The 19,687-nt window shown below is 45.6% G+C and carries 19 protein-coding genes, 1 pseudogene and 1 riboswitch; of the genes and pseudogenes, 11 read left to right on the top strand and 9 right to left on the bottom strand.

Annotated features, from left to right (window positions below):
- Positions 1–192: 192 nt before the first annotated feature.
- From lpoB to K0H61_RS03785, 5 genes are all read right to left on the bottom strand, one after another.
- Entirely contained in the window at positions 193–786 is a 594-nt protein-coding gene (gene lpoB / locus K0H61_RS03765; protein ID WP_220051432.1) for a penicillin-binding protein activator LpoB, read from the bottom strand.
- Between the two features lie 66 nt (positions 787–852).
- Positions 853–2,181: a COG3014 family protein gene (locus K0H61_RS03770; protein ID WP_434086611.1), complete on the bottom strand. Its 1,329-nt coding sequence runs from the start codon at positions 2,179–2,181 to the stop codon at positions 853–855.
- A gap of 59 nt (positions 2,182–2,240) precedes the next feature.
- Entirely contained in the window at positions 2,241–2,807 is a 567-nt protein-coding gene (gene def, locus K0H61_RS03775) for a peptide deformylase (RefSeq protein ID WP_220051434.1), read from the bottom strand.
- Between the two features lie 57 nt (positions 2,808–2,864).
- The gene (locus tag K0H61_RS03780) at positions 2,865–3,077 is read right to left on the bottom strand and encodes a SlyX family protein (protein ID WP_220051435.1); all 213 of its coding nucleotides are present in this window, start codon (positions 3,075–3,077) and stop codon (positions 2,865–2,867) included.
- Between the two features lie 8 nt (positions 3,078–3,085).
- Positions 3,086–4,036 (bottom strand): WD40 repeat domain-containing protein, encoded by a 951-nt coding sequence (locus tag K0H61_RS03785; protein ID WP_220051436.1) that lies wholly within the window; start codon positions 4,034–4,036, stop codon positions 3,086–3,088.
- 153 nt (positions 4,037–4,189) lie between these two features.
- On the opposite strand from K0H61_RS03785, the gene fkpA reads away from it, so the two are divergent.
- The 5 genes from fkpA (at position 4,190) to katB (ending at position 8,290) form a co-directional block, all read left to right on the top strand.
- A complete protein-coding gene (gene fkpA / locus K0H61_RS03790) occupies positions 4,190–4,960 on the top strand; it encodes an FKBP-type peptidyl-prolyl cis-trans isomerase (RefSeq protein WP_220051437.1) in 771 nt (256 codons plus the stop codon).
- A 202-nt stretch (positions 4,961–5,162) separates the two neighbouring features.
- Complete coding sequence (locus tag K0H61_RS03795; RefSeq protein WP_220052449.1) at positions 5,163–5,609, top strand: hypothetical protein; 447 nt, start codon at positions 5,163–5,165, stop codon at positions 5,607–5,609.
- A 117-nt stretch (positions 5,610–5,726) separates the two neighbouring features.
- Positions 5,727–6,164 (top strand): PaaI family thioesterase, encoded by a 438-nt coding sequence (locus tag K0H61_RS03800; RefSeq protein ID WP_220051438.1) that lies wholly within the window; start codon positions 5,727–5,729, stop codon positions 6,162–6,164.
- A 76-nt stretch (positions 6,165–6,240) separates the two neighbouring features.
- The gene (locus K0H61_RS03805; RefSeq protein WP_220051439.1) at positions 6,241–6,474 is read left to right on the top strand and encodes a hypothetical protein; all 234 of its coding nucleotides are present in this window, start codon (positions 6,241–6,243) and stop codon (positions 6,472–6,474) included.
- 355 nt (positions 6,475–6,829) lie between these two features.
- A complete protein-coding gene (katB, locus tag K0H61_RS03810; protein WP_220051440.1) occupies positions 6,830–8,290 on the top strand; it encodes a catalase KatB in 1,461 nt (486 codons plus the stop codon).
- 162 nt (positions 8,291–8,452) lie between these two features.
- On the opposite strand, the gene K0H61_RS03815 is transcribed toward katB, so the two are convergent.
- Positions 8,453–9,007, bottom strand: a complete 555-nt coding sequence (locus K0H61_RS03815) for a TMEM165/GDT1 family protein (protein ID WP_220051441.1) — start codon at positions 9,005–9,007, stop codon at positions 8,453–8,455.
- A gap of 407 nt (positions 9,008–9,414) precedes the next feature.
- Positions 9,415–9,512: riboswitch (cyclic di-GMP riboswitch) on the top strand.
- 274 nt (positions 9,513–9,786) lie between these two features.
- Between K0H61_RS03815 and K0H61_RS17775 the strand changes: the two are divergent.
- From K0H61_RS17775 to K0H61_RS03830, 5 genes and pseudogenes are all read left to right on the top strand, one after another.
- Positions 9,787–10,437, top strand: a pseudogene (locus tag K0H61_RS17775) (lytic polysaccharide monooxygenase).
- A 24-nt stretch (positions 10,438–10,461) separates the two neighbouring features.
- Positions 10,462–10,554 carry a hypothetical protein gene (locus tag K0H61_RS17780; protein WP_258406000.1) on the top strand — a complete coding sequence of 31 codons (93 nt, stop codon included), beginning with the start codon at positions 10,462–10,464 and terminating at the stop codon, positions 10,552–10,554.
- A gap of 221 nt (positions 10,555–10,775) precedes the next feature.
- A complete protein-coding gene (locus K0H61_RS17785) occupies positions 10,776–11,123 on the top strand; it encodes a hypothetical protein (protein WP_258406001.1) in 348 nt (115 codons plus the stop codon).
- Positions 11,124–11,620: 497 nt separating this feature from the next.
- Positions 11,621–12,796, top strand: coding sequence for an aromatic amino acid transport family protein (locus tag K0H61_RS03825; protein WP_220052451.1), 1,176 nt, complete (start codon positions 11,621–11,623; stop codon positions 12,794–12,796).
- 226 nt (positions 12,797–13,022) lie between these two features.
- On the top strand, positions 13,023–15,179 hold the full coding sequence (locus K0H61_RS03830) for a S46 family peptidase (RefSeq protein ID WP_220051442.1): 2,157 nt from the start codon (positions 13,023–13,025) through the stop codon (positions 15,177–15,179).
- Between the two features lie 104 nt (positions 15,180–15,283).
- On the opposite strand, the gene K0H61_RS03835 is transcribed toward K0H61_RS03830, so the two are convergent.
- From K0H61_RS03835 to K0H61_RS03845, 3 genes are all read right to left on the bottom strand, one after another.
- Complete coding sequence (locus K0H61_RS03835; RefSeq protein ID WP_220051443.1) at positions 15,284–16,009, bottom strand: RNA pseudouridine synthase; 726 nt, start codon at positions 16,007–16,009, stop codon at positions 15,284–15,286.
- A 3-nt stretch (positions 16,010–16,012) separates the two neighbouring features.
- On the bottom strand, positions 16,013–16,708 hold the full coding sequence (locus K0H61_RS03840; RefSeq protein ID WP_220051444.1) for a hypothetical protein: 696 nt from the start codon (positions 16,706–16,708) through the stop codon (positions 16,013–16,015).
- 177 nt (positions 16,709–16,885) lie between these two features.
- The gene (locus K0H61_RS03845; RefSeq protein WP_220051445.1) at positions 16,886–18,223 is read right to left on the bottom strand and encodes a Na+/H+ antiporter NhaC family protein; all 1,338 of its coding nucleotides are present in this window, start codon (positions 18,221–18,223) and stop codon (positions 16,886–16,888) included.
- A 528-nt stretch (positions 18,224–18,751) separates the two neighbouring features.
- Between K0H61_RS03845 and K0H61_RS03850 the strand changes: the two genes are divergently transcribed.
- On the top strand, positions 18,752–19,660 hold the full coding sequence (locus K0H61_RS03850; RefSeq protein ID WP_220051446.1) for a DUF6662 family protein: 909 nt from the start codon (positions 18,752–18,754) through the stop codon (positions 19,658–19,660).
- Positions 19,661–19,687 lie beyond the last annotated feature (27 nt).

The raw sequence follows: 19,687 nt of genomic DNA on the forward strand, positions 1-19,687 counted from the left end.
TGCTGCTCAGTATGGCACGCCAAGGAATTCAGGTTTGGTGTTGTCCAAGGCTTAAGTGACATTTTGCTGGCAATTTGGCCGTGTACACTAACCTATTTAACAGGGATTACCAATGTTAAAAATGTAAAAAAAAGCCAGCCCGAGGGCTGACCTTTAGTGCAAGAGCTAATCAATTGTCTGTGATAGGGTAAATTACATACCTAACAGTGACTTAGATTTAGTCTTTCGGATTTCTTTTTCATCAGACCACTCAATCAGACCCGTTTCTAAATCCATTAGGCGCATGGTCATCTTGTAATACACATCTTTAGTGCTGCCATCTTGCTTAACGATACTAGACAGGTTGCCGTAGAGCATATATTGGGCACCGATTTGGCGACCAAATTTGATGGCCGTTGAAGGGTCAACCATGCCGGTGTTGTTTTGATAATCCAGTTGCTTACGTACTGAATCGACCTTAGTCATGTCGATAAAACGGAATTTACCAGAGCGTAATAGTTTGTTGCTGATGGAGTCAGTCACAGATTCAGTATCAATATGCTCAGAGGTTTTGTTTTTGATGCTGTCGACAAACAAAATAGGGCGGTTGTTTGCTGTCATCTGCACAATAGGTGGGAAGGTCAGCATGCTATCGACCATCTTATCTGTGATGGCCTGCAGATCGGTTGAGCCAAAGTTGGCGTTTACGGTTTCAACTTCGGTAGCATCGCCATACTCGACTTTAGATTGACACGCAGCGAGGCCCATCACGGCTGCCAGTACAAAAATCAGTTTAAATTGTTTCATAGTCAGTTCCATTTCGTGATTGTAAGAGCTTAACAACGCTCGCTTTATCCAAAGAATTACGCTTGGTTAGATAATTATTGAATATATTCGGGTGTAATTGCCAGTATCTATTGCCCAGACTAAGGTGGTCTTGCCTGTTACTACGTTAATTTGTGTAGGCGTAGCATTATCCAGTTGCAATGTGTATGCCCCAGCCTTAAGAGATTGTCGGCCAATTTGCGCCTGTTTAGGCAAGGTTAACCAGCTGCGGCGATCGGCTTGCTCGGTAACGACGTTGAAGATTTGCATAGCGATACTGCCAATGTCAGCGGCGGTATTGTTGCCATTTTTATCCACCCGATAGGCCATCTGGGATTTGGTAATGGCGCGTGCAACTTGGCGAGCAAGCGCGCCGGGTAAGTCTTCTTTTAATGCATTAATGGCAAGGGCGTCGATATTGGCGATGGGCTCCGTTTGCAGCACTGTACCTAATCCTTGCACTTTTGTGGGCTCAATATAGCTGCTGTTTGGGCCGTAGGTCGCAAGGGAAACCGTTTGCCAATTACCGTGTACAGGAAAGGGGACTGTGAGCGCTTGTTTTTCTGGCACAAAGCCTTTTTCGACCAACAGAATAATTTGCCCATCGTTTGCTGCCGGTAATTTAGCGTCGCCCCAGCGCTGCCTAAATTCATCGTATTGCGGCATGCCTAAGGTTTTAGCAAGGCGCACTAAATCCTGTTGCAGGTAGGGGTTATCTGGGCTGATTTGGGCAGCTTTGCGATAATCGATAAAGGCATCATTGGGTTCGCCTAATATCTCGTGTAAAAGCCCTGTGGTGTAGTAACTGTAAGCGTTAAGAAAAGAACTAGTGACAGCACCCGCTGCCTTTTCGAGTTTAGTGATTTCAGCATCAACCGTGCCATTTGCCATAGCTTCAACTGACTTTTGCGACTTTTCGTAACGTTCTTGCTCTAAACTCTGTAGTTCATTGCTACGGCGAACCTCAACCAAAGCTCCTTGAAAATCGCCGCTAAAGAGGTAATTCAGTGCCTGATATTGGTGCAGCATAATCCGCTCAAACCCAGGGCCCCGGTAGGGGATGGCATTATCGTTGAGCACTAAACTGGTTGCTGTGGCGCCGATTTCACTGGCACTGATTTTTGCTCTATCATCGAAGGCACGATAGGCATTTTCAGCCTGCTGGTAATAGGTTTTACTGTTGGCAAAATCCCCTGCGATTTGAGCAACGCGACCCGCTTCCAGGGCGTAGAGTAACCCGTCATTGCCAGGGATATTTTCAACTAAACCAGCGATTTGAGTCGTCGGTGAATTGGAATTAAGGGCTTGCTTTACCGGCCCAATTTGCGCTGGATAATTAATAAAAATACTGTTGCTGGCGCAGCCGCTAATTGTCATGGCTGCACCGATACACAGCAATTGCAGCCAAGGTTTGAGGTAAAGCTGTTGCCTATTCATCACGACTCATTGACCTGTGTCATTTGTTTGGATTGTGTGAATTGTTCTCTCATTTTTGAACGTTCTAGCAGGGTGATGCCCATAAGGTGGTCAAATTCATGCTGAAAAATGCGTGCTATAAAGCCCGATAAGTGGGTTTGAATCCAATCACCCGCTAGGTTTTGATATCGCACTTCGATACTCTGGTGGCGCCTAATAGTAAATCGTTGACCCGGAACAGAAAGGCAGCCTTCTTCTCCCGCGACTAATTCCGCTGAGGTTGAGATAATTTCGGGATTGACCACGATTACAGCAGGAAGGCGCGGTGCATCGGGGTAACGCTCATTAGGGCGGGACGCCATAATGAACATTGCCAGTGGGCTGTGTACCTGTGGCGCGGCAATTCCGACGCCATTGGCAGCTTCCATGCTGGCCCACATTTGCTTTGCTAGCAGGGAAAGCTCTTCGTCAAAGTGAGTGACGGTAATGGCCTGTTGACGCAGAATTGGCTCGCCCACGATGGCTATCGACAGTGGTGAGATAGTCTGGGCGGTATTGCTCTCATTTAAGCTTTGGTCTTTAAACATCGCTTTCCCTGGATATTAGTTGGCCGTTTTGCTTACAGTTTATAGTGTGTCACACCGTTAATAGTGAGGTGGTGGCGTTTCTTCCGCTTGGGTTGCGATATTGCTCGGCTCCATCGATTTTAATTTACCCACCATCAGCTGAATTTGATGCTGTTGATCGGCAATCAGTCGATTGAGCTTAATAACCTCTTGGTTGAGTTCTTCGACCGTGAGCTCTTGAAAAGCCAGTTTCATTTGTAGCTCTTCAATTTGTTCCTGAACGCCTTGCATTATTACTTCTACTCCCGCCATGTCTCGACTAGACCTTGGCTACTTATACTAACGATTTGATTGGTCTCTCTAATTGCCACAGAGTATACAACGGCTCCTCGATTTTGGCTGTTTTTAGTGAGGGCAACTTGCCATTTAGCAATCGGTTTACCGGTTTGCCGTTGCCAGCGTGTGACTTCACGTGACGGCGTGCCAGTTAATAGCTGTTGGTCCTGCTGAATGAAGCGTACGGCAGAAAAAGTCATTTGGCGACGTGGAATGACTAGTTGATTTAAGATTTTTCCCGTTCGGTTATCCCAAATTTTGGCTTCATTGGTGCTGCCATTGGTAAAACTTAGACTGCCACTGTCGTTGAGCGCCACTTTAGTGACTCGGCTACCAATATCCCAGTGTTGAATCGGTTGCCCTGTTTGCGCCTGCCAGAGAATAGCCTGTTGATCGTTTGAACCGCTCAGGGCAATTTTACCGTCGGCAGACAAGGCCACACTAGTCACTCGCTCACTATGGCCTAGGAATTTTATCAGTGCGGTTTTTTGGGCATTCAGTGACATTACGCTGCCATCATTTAGGCCAATCAAGAGTGCTGCGTTGTTGGCAACGGCGACACTTTCTCCCGATGCTGGAATTGACCACCATCCGAGGGATTTACCGTCATCGATATTCCATAGGGCGACGGAATCCTTGCTTAAGGTGGCAGCAAAGCGACCATTGGCCGAAATGGCAGTACTGGTGACTCCGGTGTTTACAGAGCCGTGTACCCATCGGTATTTGAGGCTGTGATTGATAAGATCCCAACATTGCACACCGTTACTCTGGGTGGCGACGATAGCAATGTTACCGTCACTCGATAAACTGGCGCTGTAGGAAGGCTCATCGGACAACACCTGAATATCATCGGCATTAGGCTGACAAGCAGTTAGAAAAATTGCGCAAATAGCCAGCAGTAGATTTTTCTTCATGAACTTGCATCCCAAGTTAGTGTCCTAGTCACGATAAAGTGAGATTACTCACAGTTAACCCATAAATAATCTAGTTGGAATAACCCTGATAACTAGTATAAAGTTGTCGCGCTTAGGTTATTGTAACCGCTTGAGGATGTTGAGGAAGCTTTAATGAAATCGATTTACAAATTATCGTTAGTTGCATTGGCTGTGGTAGGCCTTTCTGCTTGTGGACAAGAAGAAAAAGCAACAAAAACAAGCGCTAGTGTTGAATTAACAACAGAAGCACAAAAAGAAGCCTACAGCGTGGGCGCGTCTATTGGTCGTTACATGTCAGGCCATATCAAAGAGCAAGAAGAATTAGGTCTGCCTGTTGACCGTTCATTGATCGTGACTGGTTTTACCAATGGTCTGAACAACGAATTGAAACTGACTGAAGAAGAAATGCAGACCCTTCTTCAAGGTTTAGACAAAAAGTTAAACGACAAGCGTCAAGAACAAGCGACTGCGATTGCTGCTAAGAATATCGAAGAAGGTAAAAAATTCCTCGAAACTAACAAAGCAAAAGCTGGCGTAGTGACGACTGAATCTGGTCTGCAATATGAAGTGTTAACACCAGGTACAGGTGAAAAACCAGCGGCTGAAGACACGGTAGAAGTAGATTACGTGGGTACACTGATCGACGGTACTGAGTTCGATAGCTCATACAAACGTGGTCAAACCGCTAAGTTCCCATTAAACCGCGTTATTCCAGGCTGGACTGAAGGCGTACAATTAATGCCAGTTGGCGCTAAGTACAAGTTCGTTATCCCATCTGAATTAGCTTACGGTGACCGTGACACTGGTACTATTCCACCTAACTCAACTCTGATTTTCGAAGTTGAATTGAAATCAGTTGAGAAAGCTCAGGCGCCAGTTGCTGCTGCCGATGCTGCTAAATAATTAACATTGAATGTTAAAAGTATAAGCCGCTCTATGAGCGGCTTTTTTATGACTGATTTTCCGCTTTAATCCTTTCGACACTTTTCCATCAGTAAAATACATTCAAGAGCCTAAAATCTTGTCATCCTCCTGAACTACACTCTATAGCGATAAGGCATATTGGCCTTTTAGCGCAAATTGAAAGGGCGCTCTAGGGGGAGTGATGATATTACCGACAGCCGAAGTTGTTGCAGGGAAAATGCCGGTACCCTTATGGTTCAAGTTTATAGCGATACTCAGTCTGCTATGGAATATTGCAGGGGGTATGGCGTTTATAATGCAAATAACCATGACCCCCGAAGCGATGGCGCAATTAGGCCCGAATCAAATCAAACTTTACGAAACTGCACCCGGATGGCTCGATATCCTCTTTGGTGTTGCGGTTCTGAGCGGTGTTATAGGCTGTTTATTGCTGGTTTTTAAACAATCCCACTCCTACAAGTTGTTCGTACTGTCCTTTTTGGCGGCTCTTTTGCAGATGAGTTATGTGTTTGGAATTCAGCATGCGGCGCAGTTATTGGGCGTTCAGGCGCTAGTGATGCCAAGTATTGTGCTTTTATGGGGGGCTTTTTTGATTTGGTTGAGTCGATTTGGTATGGCTAAAGGTTAATTGAAGTAGTGATGAATATTGATTTACAGCTTCTGGTTTATTAGCACAGCCTTAGTTGTTGAACTTCATCAACTTCTTAGTAAACTGCTCCCTAGTGTTATTTACTAGGATGTTAAAATGAGTATTTGGTTTAAACCTGTAAGCTTGGAAGACTGTGCCAAAATGGCCGATGGGATCAGCGGTAAGGGCACACTGATGAAAACCTTAGGGATTGAAATCAGTGAAATTGGCGATGACTACTTAAAGGCGACCATGCCGGCATCGCCTGATATTCACAATCCACTTGGCATTGTGCACGGCGGTGCCAATGTGGCATTAGCCGAAACTGTGGCCAGCTATGCTGCAAACTTTGTCGTTGATTTTGAGAAGTTTTACTGTGTCGGCCAAGAAATCAACGCCAACCATCTGCGGGCGTCCCGAAATGGTGTGTTAACGGCAACGGCTAAGCCCGTTCACTTAGGTAAACGCAGCTCTGTATGGGAAATCTTAATTCATAATAGTGCAGGTGAGCTAACCTGTATTTCACGGATGACAGCTGCGGTAGTAGAACGCTAACAGCAATGCACCAACCTACTCCGGCAGAGAAGTATCAATACTTTAAATTTATGAGTAAATAGATAAGGAATTTGATATGGAAACAGCGATGATTTGGGAGTGGGTTGGGTACTTGGCCTCTGTCGTGGTGGCCGTCTCGTTAATGATGTCAAATATCAAAAAGCTGCGTTGGTGGAATTTAGTTGGTGCAGCTTTGTTTGTTGCCTATGGATTGGCCATCGCAGCTTATCCAGTGGCAGCAGTAAACTTTTTTATCGTATTAATCGATGCTTATTACCTTATTGTGCTCTATCGACAACAATCGACTTAAGTCTCTGTGTTTATGTATCTAATTGAATTTGCTAATGTAAAAATTAAGTTTTATTTAAGTTAGAGTTCACGTTTTCCGTACGTCAGTTTGATATCGATTCTCATTTATCCGTACTATTCACCCGACTAAACGTTGGGTTCTGGTATGAGCCCCTCATGGTTTATTCGAGATTATCGATTATTTTAATCATTTTTATAGATTATTTAAATCTGTATTAATCGTTTTCTTCAATTTCTGTTTATCCCTATTCTAGGTTCATCGACTACACGTCGCCCGCCAAGGAGATTAGCCATGGCTACTATTTTCGATTTAATTGAATCTTGGGTTAACACCAATCAAGAATGAGGAACAAGGTATGAGTCAACAGTATTTAACGAGTCAAAACGGTTCTCCAATTGCTGACGATCAAAACTCTTTGTCAGCGGGTGAGCGTGGTCCAGTATTATTACAAGATTGGCATCTCATTGAAAAATTAGCCCACTTTAACCGCGAGCGTATTCCTGAACGTGTCGTTCATGCTAAAGGTACCGGGGTTTACGGTACTTTCACCCTGACTAAAGATTTAAGCGAATTCACTCTTGCCGACCACTTTAACGGTGTGGGCAAACAAACTGAGACCTTCGTACGTTTCTCAACCGTAGGTGGTGAAATGGGCTCAGCCGATGCCGAGCGTGACCCACGTGGTTTTGGTCTGCGTTTCTATACGGCCCGTGGTAACCATGACATCGTCGGTAATAACACGCCGACTTTCTTCCTGCGTGACGGTATTAAGTTCCCGGACTTTATCCATACGCAAAAGCGTAACCCAATGACTAACCTCAAAGATCCACAGGCAATGTGGGACTTCTGGTCATTAAACCCTGAAGCCATGCATCAAGTGACTATTTTGATGTCTGACCGTGGTATTCCGGCAAACTACCGTCAAATGCACGGCTATGGCTCACACACTTTCTCATTTTGGAATGCCAAGGGTGAGCGTTTTTGGGTGAAGTTCCATTTCAAATCACAGCAAGGTGTCGTGAACTTAACCAACGAACAGGCGGATAAGTTAAAGGGTATCGATCCTGACTCATCTCAGCGTGATATGGTTGTGGCTATTACCGACGGTAACTTCCCACGTTGGTCTGTTAACGTACAGATTATGCCTGAGAGCGACGCCAACACTTACCACATCAACCCATTCGATTTAACCAAGGTGTGGCCGCATGCGGACTACCCATTAATCGAAATCGGTATGCTGGAGCTGAACCGCTTACCACAAAACTACTTCGCCGAAGTAGAGCAAGTGGCCTTAGCACCAAGCAACTTAGTACCTGGTGTGGGCGCATCGCCAGACAAAATGCTGCAGGCGCGTTTATTCGCCTACGCCGATGCCCAGCGTTACCGTATTGGCGCTAACTATAACCAGTTGCCTGTGAACTGCCCACATGCCACTAAGGCAAACCATCATCAACGTGGCGGCGCAATGGCGGGCACTCAATGTCCATTCCATGGCGGACAAACCGGTGGCGATGCATCGGCTAACTATGGTCCAAGCACCGTCACTAATGCACTGGTCGAGCCTTCACAATTTGCAGAACCTCCACTGCGTTTAGAAGGTGAGGCAGCCCGTTACAGCCGCTACAACCAAGACGATTATACTCAGGCGGGAAATCTGTACCGTATGTTCAGTGAAGGTGAAAGAGCGCGCTTAGTTGAGACTATTACTGGCTCATTAAGCCAAGCGAGCGTAGATGTGCAGCAACGTATGGTTGCCCACTTCGAGAAAGCCGATGCCGATTACGGCCAGCGTATCAAGACAGTGTTAGGTCTTTAAGCATTAAGCTTGTAATCGCTAAGCTTGCAATCGCAAGCTCCCATTAAGGGTATTGAAATCGATAAATTAAAAAGGCCAGTGAAATTTCACTGGCCTTTTTGTTTGGGTTTCGCGTAAGTGTTATCGTAGCAGCAACTCTTGCCTCAACGATAAGCTCAAGAATTAATACACTAAAGTGACTATACCTAGGAGGGCGAATAACACGGCGCAGCCCCTGTGGATCCAATTTAGTGGTAATTTTTCGGCGCTAAAGTGACCCGCTAACACCACTGGTACGTTAGCAAGCAACATGCCTAAGGTGGTGCCTGTCACGACCATGACAAGCGCATCGTATTTAGCCGATAACACCACGGTGGCGATTTGGGTTTTGTCACCCATTTCGGCGATAAAGAACAGAATAAAGGTCGCGATAAAAGGGCCCATTTGATAAAAGCGGCTCTCTTCGGAATCCACTTTATCCGGCACTAATACCCAGAGCGCGATCGCAAAGAAAGAGGCTGCTACCAGATAGCGGGCGACTTCTGGGCTGACCCAATCGATAGCCCATTGGCCAATCCAAGCGGCGGCGAAATGGTTAAACAGAGTTGCGAGCAAAATCCCCAAGATAATCGCGGTTTTATTTTTAAATCTTGCGGCGAGTAATAGGGCAAGTAATTGGGTTTTATCGCCAATTTCGGCAATGGCAACCGTAAAGGTTGAGGCTAATAGCGCTTCCAAGTGTGTTCCTTTTAGGGGTGGTTTTGACATAAGCACAATAAAACCGTCCACCCCTAGGTGCGGTTATTGTGCTCAGGTCTTGCTGGGCAAATCGATGATTTGCTGTGAACACCATGGCATGAGGCCAAGTATGTTGATGTTCACCCTAGATTTCTAAGCTTTGAAATCCAGTTAGCTACTCCCCCGAAGCGAGGCAGGCATTATAACCAAGTGAGTTTGGGTTTCAAGGCTGATGTTATCAATTATTGCGCAATGAATTCTGACGGGTGTCAAGTTATCAACCATTGCATTGTTGTAAGCTATTGATATAAAGTGAATTATATTTTAACTGCGCGGTCTTTGATTGTTGCGTTGGCCAAGTCTTAGTATTGAGCTAGAAGTTGTTAACTTTTGGCTTTCAAGACATTCAATCTATTTGGCAAACTAATTGAAAAATTAGAACGCAAAGCCTCCAGTCTAAGGTTTGGTTAGGAAATAACTCAACTAAGATAGCGGGGTTGCTTCAGGAACAACGACTAAACCAAGGTTTAGCGCTGCGTTTCTGTGAAAAATAAACGTCTTTGCCTAAACGCTGTTTTGCCAAATACCACTTTTATCGAAATGCTTTCGCGGTTTGGAAAGCACACTTTGGAATATCAGAAAGTGGAGTTAAATAAAGTGAATTATCCAACTGTTTTTAATCAACTCTCCCTAAATAAAGTCAGTAAGTTAACTGAAAATGCCTTCGCACTCAGTGTATCTTGCGCCCTCTTAAGCCAAAGCTTTCCGCCCACGGTTATATGGTGTCACCGGAATCTCGCTCCTACGCCTGTAAGCTTGGCAATAACGTCAATTGTGGTGCCATACAATGGGATCCGCAAAGTGCTGAAGGACCATCCGTTTTCCCTGAAGTGGGGCCTACCGATGAAAAAATTGCCTCTGCGGCCAATTCAGCCTTTCAACCTTGACGTGTAAAGTCCAAGTTGTTGGGCTAAAAGTGATATCAGCGGAGGTTGGAATCAATTTAGCTGGCAATTCACTGCCATCACATTACGCGCAACTGGCGTTACTATTTAACCCGTCAGGACTGGGATCAAAACCAACCTTTGAGTCGTGCTAGTTTCGAATTGGCGCCATTTTGTGTGATCGATGGCGGCATGACTCAACCCGCAAAATTAACTCCCCATAACTGTTATGTGCCCGAGGGGCGGACTGGCTATCAGGTGATTTTAGCGGTGTGGGAAGTGGGTGATGCCACCAACAGTTTCAACAACGTGCTGGATGTTAACTTCAGTGGTGGCAGTGTCACGCCGCAGGAGTGGACGGATATCTGTGAGATTAATCCCTCTTTCGATTTGAAGGCAGGCTATAAGGTCATGACTTGGGTATTGAATGCCAATGGTGAAATGACGGCGAAACAGACGGTAGTGTCCATTGCAAATACGACTTAAGGGGCAAAGGAAAATTGGCCGTTTATGTTGGCGTCAGCCATCAATAGTCAACAAACCGAGCTAAAAGCTGGGCAGCAAAATGCTTCGGGGGATAAGCCCTGTTTACGGAAAAAATGAGGTGTTTAGTGCGCCCAATTCAGGTATCGAACGTGTAGAGGTAATTTTGATATTGCTCCTGAAACCGCGTCGCTGCTGTAAGTAACCTCACTTGCCGATAATTATTGGATTGAAGATGGCGCAGTGCAGCTGACATTTGATGTGACCACAAATGCGAAGATGAAATGTCTGCCTAACTCTTTAGCCACGATGGCTGTGCGGCAGGTTTTGTGACGCAAACGGTGAATAACAATAGTGTAAGTCTGGCACTGAAGGTGGTCGAGCCAGTGGCTGGCCATTATCATCTACAGGTGAAGGCTGAATACCAGCAGGGCGAAGTTATCCAACAACACTTTGATATCTTTCTTAAGGATAAAGCGCCAGTAACGGATACTGACTTTGTTTTCCCCGAGGGACTGTCTAGCTATGTTGCGGGCACTAAAGTGTTACAGCTTAAAACGGGTAAGGTTTATCAATGTAAACCATGGCCATATAGCGCCTACTGCGTGCAATGGTCGGCTACTGCTACTGGATTTGAGCTGGGAGTAGGGGCAAACTGGGCTCTTGCATGGACCGAGTTGTCGTTTTAAAAGCACTAAAATAGGCCCTTGGTGGCTTAACTATCAAAACTCTACCAAGTTAACTAACTTTGTAGGGTTTTTCTTTTTGTCGCTTAACGTTAGATAAAGTGAGTTCTATAAATACGCTTTAGACTTTGGCCGATAGTGCTATCTTTGTAGATAACTGGCTTGCCCACTGGGTTTGGCTCTGTTAATGTCCCTAGCTAATTCGTTACCGACAGTTCAAGCTCGGTGTTTTTAAGGCAATTTAAAATTGAAATTACTGTCACATTTCTGCGTTCGATTTAGTTAGCCTCAATGGCAACTGGGTTGAAATATTCAAAAGCTATTGGGGCCAACTGATCTGCTTGTTTGAGATCTGATTGGATGCTTGAGTTAAGTGACGCTTTTAGTTTGAAAATGCTTTTAGCTTAATGACAGAGTGCGCAAGGCTTTATCCTTCATATCTACTCAAAAACTTCAAAATAAAAATTAATACTGAATAGGATAATTGTGTGAATTCAAAAATGTTAGGCTCGATTGCCATTGTGGCGGGCACCGCCATTGGCGCGGGAATGTTGGCATTACCTTTAGCCACCGCTGCACTGGGGATGATCCCTGCTATTTTACTGCTGGTGGTCGTTTGGGGGATTTCGGCTTACACTTCATTGCTGATGCTCGAAATCAACCTGCGTACTGGGGTGGGTGATAACGTCCATGCCATTACTGGCAAATTACTGGGCAAGAATGGCCAGATTATTCAAGGCGCTTCCTTCTTAAGTTTACTCTTCGCCCTGACTGCGGCGTATCTGACCGGTGGTTCATCACTTTTGGTGTTAAAAGCCAAAACCATGTTTGATGTTGCCTTAGATAATCAATTGGCCGTGGTGCTGTTTACGTTAGTGCTTGGCGGTTTTGCGGCATTAGGGGTTGCATGGGTTGATAAAGCGTCGCGCTTACTGTTTTCTTTGATGATCGTACTGTTGGTCGTCGTTGTGCTGTTCTTGCTGCCAGAAGTCAGTATTTCAAACATGGCGACCAGCGCCATTGCGGATTCAATGACTAGCAGTTGGATGGCAGCAATCCCTGTCGTGTTTACCTCTTTTGGTTTCCATGTGTGTATTGCGACCTTAGTGCGTTATTTAGATGGCGACGCGGTGTCACTGCGCAAGGTACTGCTGATTGGCTCAACCATACCATTAGCATGCTATATCTTTTGGTTATTGGTGACCCTTGGCACAGTGGGAGGCACCCAAATCAGCGGTTTTGAAGGTTCATTACCCGCTCTAATTAGCGCGCTACAGGAAATTGCCCATATTGAATGGATCAGCAAGTGTATCTCACTATTTGCCGATTTAGCCCTGGTGACCTCATTCCTTGGGGTAACTTTAAGTCTTTATGATTTTGTTGCCGAATTAACCCGTGCTAAAAATAACTTAGCGGGTCGCGTGCAAACATGGCTTATCACTTTTGTGCCGCCGCTATTATGCGCGCTTTATATTCCAGAGGGTTTCGTGGCGGTATTGGGCTTTGCAGCGGTGCCTTTGGTGGTGATGATTATCTTCCTACCGATTGCGATGGCACTGCGTCAACGTCAAGCCACATCTCAGGGATATCAGGTCGCGGGCGGTGGTTTAGCCCTCAGTATTGCGGGTTTACTTGGCGCTGTGATTATTGCTGCGCAGCTATTTGTGGCGCTCTAATCTCTGATTGAGCAGACTGCATGTTCATTGACATGAACCGCGAAACATTGCTTATTTAATCTGCTTTGTAAGCGAATTTGTCTGAGTCTGTTATACCAATAGTTCATTATGCTAAAGTCAGGCCCGTGCCTGACTTTTTGCTTTTTAGCGTTTCACGAACTTGTTTTTATTAACGAAATAGTCGCGCAGCACCAGGCTTTTTTCACCCTATAATGGACTTAAAATAATGAAAAAATGGTTACTCTCAGTTGCTGTGGCCGCAGTGTTTGCAGCCCAAGCTGACGAAGGTATGTGGCAGCCTCATCAGCTGCCGGCAATGGCGGATGAACTCAAGGCGAAAGGTTTGGAGATTGATGCCAAATCGATTTCAAAATTGACCGAATTCCCAATGAATGCAGTGATTAGCCTCGGTGGCTGCACTGCATCTTTTGTGTCACCAAAGGGATTGGTGGTTACCAACCATCACTGCGCATACGGTTCTATTCAATATAACTCTACCCCTGAAAAGAATCTGTTAGAAAATGGCTTCTTAGCTAAAACCTTCGCCGATGAATTACCTGCAGCGCCGGGTTCACGTGTATATGTCACCGAAGATGTCACCAACGTAACTGATAAAGTGAAAGCTGGGCTTGAGAACAAAACCGGTAATGAGTTTTACCAAGGTATCGAAAACCAAGAAAAAGCCTTGATTGCCGAATGTGAAAAGGAGGAAGGCTATCGCTGCCAAGTGAATAGTTTCCACGGTGGGTTGGAATATTATTTGGTTAAACAGCTTGAAATCCGTGATGTGCGCTTAGTCTACAACCCTGCGGCAAGTGTGGGGAAATATGGCGGTGATATCGATAACTGGATGTGGCCGCGTCACACGGGGGACTTCTCATTCTACCGTGCTTATGTGTCTAAAACGGGTAAGCCAGCAGAGTTTAGCGCCGACAACGTTCCCTATGAACCCAAGAGCTTTTTAAAGGTGTCAGCCAAGGGCGTGAGTGATGGCGACTTTGTGATGGTCACGGGTTATCCCGGTCGTACCAATCGTTACCGCACTGCTAATGAAGTTCAAAATCAGTTCGAGTGGGCCTATCCCGAGGGCAAACTGCTGCGCGAGCGATTTATTGAGCTGATTAAAGAAACTGCACCTGAGGGCAGTGACGAGCGTATTAAGTACGAGAGCCAAATTGCAGGCCTAGCTAATTACGCTAAAAACTTTACCTCGATGATCGAGTTTTACGGCAAATCGACTATGTTAGCCGATCGTAAATCACGTGAAGCCGAATTGGCTGCTTGGATTGCTAAAGAGCCTAGCCGTGAAGCGAAATACGGTAAAACCTTAGCCGAGTTGGACGCGCTGATCGCAAAAGGTCAGGAGCATCAAGCCCGCGATATGATTTTAGGTTATATCAACTACACCACTATGCTGCCTACGGCGCGCAATCTTTACCGTCTAGCCCACGAGAAAGCGCTCCCTGATATGGCGCGTGAGCCAGGCTTCCAAGACCGTGATATGACCCGCTTCAAGGCGAGCATGGAGCGAATCGATCGCCGCTACGCAGCTAGTGTCGATAAGGCACTGTTGATGGATATGCTTAAACGCTATGCCGCATTACCGGCCGAACAACGTTTGCCTGCGATGGATAAAGCCTTTGGTATCGATAGCAAGTTTGATGCAACAAAGCTGTCTAAAACCTTAGATAAACTGTACGCCAAAACCGAGTTAGGCAAAAAGGATGTGCGCCTAGGGTGGATGGATAAATCCGTGGCGGACTTTAAAGCCTCAAAGGATCCTTTTATTCAAATCGCGGTAGCTCTGTATGACACGGATATCAGCGAAGAGAAGAAGCAAAAAGCCCTAGAGGGTGAACTGATGAAAGTGCGTCCTCAGTACATGGATGCCATCATTGCCTACAATCGTGAGCAAGGTAAGCCAGTGTATGCCGATGCTAACTCGAGTTTGCGCGTCACTGTGGGCCATGTGAAGGGCTATTCACCTAAGGATGGGCTAAACGCAGCGCCGTTTACCCGCCTTGAAGGCATCAGTCAAAAAGCCACTGGTGTTGAACCATTCGATGCGCCAAAGGCCGAGCTTGATCTGATCAACGCTAAGCAATACGGTGATTACTATGTAAAAGCGGTAGACTCAGTGCCAGTTAACTTCCTGTCCACCTTAGATACCACGGGTGGTAACTCGGGTTCGCCAACCCTAAATGGTCGCGCCGAGTTAGTGGGTTTGCTGTTTGACGGTGTGTACGAAAGCATCATCGGCGACTGGGCTTATGATGACAATATCAATCGCTCTATCCATGTCGATAGCCGTTATATGCTTTGGGTGATGAAGTACTTAGATCACGCAGATAACCTTCTGGCCGAAATGGAAATTGTAAAATAAGCCGAACTTAGCTTAGCCTTGGCTCCTAAGGGAGCCGATTTATCGATAACTGTTCGTGCTAATTAAGGGCAATAATCCGATTGGATTATTGCCCTTTTTAATGGTTATGAGTTTAACGCCTGTTTAAGGAGTTGAATTTCTTGCTCGGTCAGCGGGCGCATCTCGCCCTCTTTAAGCTTTTTGTGCATCGGAGCAAATAATGACAGAGTCATAATGGCGATACGTTGCAAGTCAATGACGCGGTAACCGAGCGCCTTAGCCATATTACGGATTTGGCGATTTAGCCCTTGGGTTAGCGTAATTTCAAACTGAGAATCCGTCAGACGCTTTACTTTACATGGCAAGGTTTGCACATTTTTATAACTGACTCCGTTCGCCATATTGGTCATAAACGCGTCATCGAAGGGCCTATCTAGGATGACATGGTAGGTTTTGCTGTGGGCAAAACTGGGGTGCATAAGCTTATGGGTAAGTTCGCCGTCATTGGTGAGCAGCAATAATCCGCGGGAATCTTTATCTAGCCTACCAACAGGATAAAGCCTAGGTGACTGCGGCAATAAATGGATAAGGCTGGTTGTATCGCTCTCAAGTAGCCGGCAATCGGTACCAACTGCCTTGTTAAATAGCCAATAGGTTAAGGGCTCTTGAGCCTGGATTGGCTTACCGTCGAGGGCGAGTGTTTCAATGGGACGTGCATTCGCATCTAAATGAACAGCATCCGTGTGCGTTGCAATGCGGTCATCGATATGAATACGCCCAGCTTCAATTAGTCGGCAGGCTTCACGGCGAGAACTGATGCCGCATTGGGCAAGGTATTTGGCAAGACGCATGGATCAGTATGTTTGTTTAACTTGAGCGCGATGATACAGGATTTTAGACAATCGGCGCATGGCAAAGGCGAGGGATAAACACCACACAATATTTAGATTGGTTTGTAACCACATATTGGCAGCCACCCAGCAAACATGTCGCTCGCTTATACATGGGGGGAAATCCAAGGTGCTCCAATCGAGCTGCAATCCTAAACCTATCGCGCTAATTACACTTAATAAACTTAAATAAAATAGCGGTCTTGGGCAGATGAATCTCGGCACTATACCCGCGATTAATACCAATGAGTGCAGGGTGATGGTGGCGAGTAAATAGCTTGTCGATACCAAACGATGCATGCTTAAAAAGTTAATCGGGAACACGCCCATCAAAATGACCGAAATACCGACCCACGCTCCCGCAAGTGCTACATAGCGACTGAAATTATCGAGTCTAAGCAAATACAGGCCTGCCATCGAGATCAGCATGCAAATGCCAGCCGCTAATAGTCCCAAGTTAAAGACGTAGGCGAGGGGAGAGTTAACGTAGTCACCTAAAAAATCTGCTCGGGTGAACAGCATATTTAGACTAAAGCCTTGATGTTCAGCGTAGAGAGAGATGCTTACGCCTGTGGCACTCATGAGGGCAGCAATCACAATCAACCAAGTGATGAGTCGATGTAAATCATAAAAGCTGGGCTCGTGGTGATGTGAAGTCATTATGGCTGTATCAGTCTCTATCGTTAGTCGTAAATAAAAACGCCTGTCACCTTGCCCTAAAACGGGTTGCTAGGCAAGTAAAGGCTAATATTCGGCAGCAGAAAATCCCCTGAATAAAAAAGGGAGCAGCTAGCTCCCTTTTCATTGAAAATCTTAAGTCCTATTGCTTAGACGTCATTAGTGGCGTTTACGTAGAATCACGATAGCAACCGCAACTGCAGCGAGGATCATGCAATACCAAGCATGGGAGACGGCCGCCAATGGGGTGATGCTAAAGGTTGAAGCCAGTAACAGTGCTTGAGCGCCGTAGGGGATGACACCTTGGATGATACAAGCAAAGATATCGAGGATACTGGCGGCACGTTTTGGACTCACGCCGTGTTTCTCGGCTAAGTCTTTTGCAATATCACCGGTCACAACGATAGATACAGTGTTGTTTGCCACACAGCTGTTGGTCAGGGCAACGATACCCGCCATACCAAGTTCTGCCGCGCGGCATGACGCTTCACCTTGTGCTTTGGAGAAACGGACAATCAGTTTTTCGATTTGATTGTTAACAAATGCGAGGCCCCCTTGTTGTTGCATTAGCGCCGCCAAACCACCAACTAACATCGACAGGAAGAAAATCTCCTGCATATTGCTAAAGCCAGCGTAAATGTCCTTAGAGAACTGCACTAGGTTGTAATCTGAGGTGATTAAGCCCGTTGCACCTGCTAAGACGATTCCTAGGGTTAATACGACGAACACGTTCAAACCTGCAACCGCGAGGACCAAAATTGTTAAGTACGGAATCACTTTTAGGATTTCAATATCCTGCGCTGCGATATCCGCTTGACCTTGAGCCGCAATGATAAAGGCAATGAAAGTTAAGATAGAAGCTGGGATAGCGAAAACTAAGTTTTCACGGAATTTATCTTTCATATCACAGCCTTGTGTTCTGGTTGCTGCGATAGTGGTATCTGAAATAATCGAAAGGTTGTCACCAAAAAGGGCGCCAGACATTACCGCACCCGCCATTAGGGCGTAGTCGATTTGCGCTTGGTCTGCCACGCCTAAGGCGATAGGGGCAACGGCTGCAATCGTGCCCATTGAGGTTCCCATCGCGGTCGCGATAAAGGCGGCAATCACGAAAAAGCCTGGTAATAGTAAGTTAGATGGAATTAACGATAGACCTAAGGCCACAGTCGCATCGACACCACCAGTTGCTTTAGCGACGGCAGCAAAACCACCCGCTAATAGATAAATCAGACACATAGCAATGATATTGCTGTGGCCTATGCCACCAATAAAGGTGTCGATGGATTGGTTTAATTTCTGCTTGGATAAAATCAGCGCTAAGACAATTGCTGGCAAAATCGCAACGACGCTTGGTAGTTGATAGAAAGCGAAGTCAACGCCTTGGCTTTGAAAATACAGGCCTGCGCCAATGAAGAGGCCAAGGAAAACAAATAAAGGCAGGAGGGCGATAAACGAAGCCGGGCTACCTTGAGCTGGAGTAGGTGTTAGATGACTCAATGTTGTATCTCTTTATTTTTGCGTTTTGCCCGCGTAATCCTTGGCAGTCAAACTCGCTTAAAATCTGCGCCGTTTTGGCATCATATCCCAGTAACTTGTTGCAAAGCATATTGGATCGGCATTTGAGTGTCAATCTAGACGTCTAGATGTTTTTACTTCCGCAGTTAATGGTTCGTTACTAACTGGTTTCATTACTGGTTTAGAGAAGCTTTAAGTATTTAAAATCAATGCATTAAATTAGGTTGCTAGGAGCGATTGGGCGTTGCTGCTAATGCAATACCGATGATTTATTTATCATCTATTGAGGGAGTATAGCTGCTGAGGTGTTTTGAGCTCCCTTTAGGTTCGATTGGTGTTTAAATAAAAATATTAAAATAACCTTAAATTTATAACACTATGTTTTTCACAGTAAATATTCGTATATAGATACCACCAACTATAAAATACTAATGATAACGATTTGCACTTACTATGATGCTTGAATAGAATCGCCTTAATTATGTTAATAATTTTGGGGGAATGTATTAAATGGGTAAATCGACACTGCACCGTTTCAATCTAGTTGCACTTTCTTTAGCAACACTTGGCCTGAGTCAAACTGCGTTAGCAGGAGAAGATTTATTTGGTTACGTGAAGGGCGCCGAGGCCATGCCAAAGGATGCCATGGAACTCTATCAAAAAGTCACTTTCCGTAACGACAAAGGTCAAGGTACTTACCGTGGTATTAACTACGAAACTGAATTGGAATATGGCATGAGCGATAAATTCGCAGTATCCGGTTCGGCTAAGTTTATGTCTTTGGATACCAGTGGTTTGATTATCGATGGTTATCTGCCAAAGGAAAAAGAGATAGGCTTTAAAGCCTCAGGTTTGGAGCTGGGTGCAAGCTACATGTTCTTAAGCCCTGCAAAGGATGATATCGGTTTATCCATGACGACGTCGTTGGATTACGATTGGGTGGATACGCACTCGGGGCAAGATAAAGATACGCTTTCGTTAGAACTTGGGCTGCAAACGCAAAAATATATGCTCGAAGGTGAGCTGATTTGGGTAGGTAATTTAGGCATGGAGTCAACCTATGCTGACCGCGCACCGCTAAATAATTTACCTGAAGACTTTGATTGGCCGACTGATCCTGAAATGGAGATCGAGCTAAAACTTGGCACAGGATTAAGTTACCGTTTTGCGCCTAACTGGTTTATCAGTGCCGAAGTGTTATACGAGACAGAGTTTGAAACCGAAGTCGGTCAAGAGCGTTGGTCTTTCTTCGCCGGCCCTTCAATTCACTACGGTAGTGCTGATTGGTGGGCGACCTTAACTTGGTTACCCCAGTTAAGTGGTGGCGGTGAGCAATACGAAGGTCAAAAAGATACGGGCCTTCATCTGATTGAAAAAACTGAGCAGGAAGTCAGATTAAAAGTGGCCTTTAACTTCTAATCGCTTTCAAGGATTCTCAGGTAGCGG

It is taken from the genome of Shewanella acanthi, assembly GCF_019457475.1.
Lineage (GTDB): Bacteria > Pseudomonadota > Gammaproteobacteria > Enterobacterales > Shewanellaceae > Shewanella > Shewanella acanthi.

What these genes read in the sequence shown, in the direction of transcription:
- lpoB (WP_220051432.1), bottom strand. Translation starts at nt 786, where the DNA reads ATGAAACAATTTAAACTGATTTTTGTACTGGCAGCCGTGATGGGCCTC.
- K0H61_RS03770 (WP_434086611.1), bottom strand. Translation starts at nt 2,181, where the DNA reads ATGACAATTAGCGGCTGCGCCAGCAACAGTATTTTTATTAATTATCCA.
- def (WP_220051434.1), bottom strand. Translation starts at nt 2,807, where the DNA reads ATGTTTAAAGACCAAAGCTTAAATGAGAGCAATACCGCCCAGACTATC.
- K0H61_RS03780 (WP_220051435.1), bottom strand. Translation starts at nt 3,077, where the DNA reads ATGCAAGGCGTTCAGGAACAAATTGAAGAGCTACAAATGAAACTGGCT.
- K0H61_RS03785 (WP_220051436.1), bottom strand. Translation starts at nt 4,036, where the DNA reads ATGAAGAAAAATCTACTGCTGGCTATTTGCGCAATTTTTCTAACTGCT.
- fkpA (WP_220051437.1), top strand. Translation starts at nt 4,190, where the DNA reads ATGAAATCGATTTACAAATTATCGTTAGTTGCATTGGCTGTGGTAGGC.
- K0H61_RS03795 (WP_220052449.1), top strand. Translation starts at nt 5,163, where the DNA reads ATGATATTACCGACAGCCGAAGTTGTTGCAGGGAAAATGCCGGTACCC.
- K0H61_RS03800 (WP_220051438.1), top strand. Translation starts at nt 5,727, where the DNA reads ATGAGTATTTGGTTTAAACCTGTAAGCTTGGAAGACTGTGCCAAAATG.
- K0H61_RS03805 (WP_220051439.1), top strand. Translation starts at nt 6,241, where the DNA reads ATGGAAACAGCGATGATTTGGGAGTGGGTTGGGTACTTGGCCTCTGTC.
- katB (WP_220051440.1), top strand. Translation starts at nt 6,830, where the DNA reads ATGAGTCAACAGTATTTAACGAGTCAAAACGGTTCTCCAATTGCTGAC.
- K0H61_RS17780 (WP_258406000.1), top strand. Translation starts at nt 10,462, where the DNA reads ATGTTGGCGTCAGCCATCAATAGTCAACAAACCGAGCTAAAAGCTGGG.
- K0H61_RS03825 (WP_220052451.1), top strand. Translation starts at nt 11,621, where the DNA reads ATGTTAGGCTCGATTGCCATTGTGGCGGGCACCGCCATTGGCGCGGGA.
- K0H61_RS03830 (WP_220051442.1), top strand. Translation starts at nt 13,023, where the DNA reads ATGAAAAAATGGTTACTCTCAGTTGCTGTGGCCGCAGTGTTTGCAGCC.
- K0H61_RS03835 (WP_220051443.1), bottom strand. Translation starts at nt 16,009, where the DNA reads ATGCGTCTTGCCAAATACCTTGCCCAATGCGGCATCAGTTCTCGCCGT.
- K0H61_RS03840 (WP_220051444.1), bottom strand. Translation starts at nt 16,708, where the DNA reads ATGACTTCACATCACCACGAGCCCAGCTTTTATGATTTACATCGACTC.
- K0H61_RS03850 (WP_220051446.1), top strand. Translation starts at nt 18,752, where the DNA reads ATGGGTAAATCGACACTGCACCGTTTCAATCTAGTTGCACTTTCTTTA.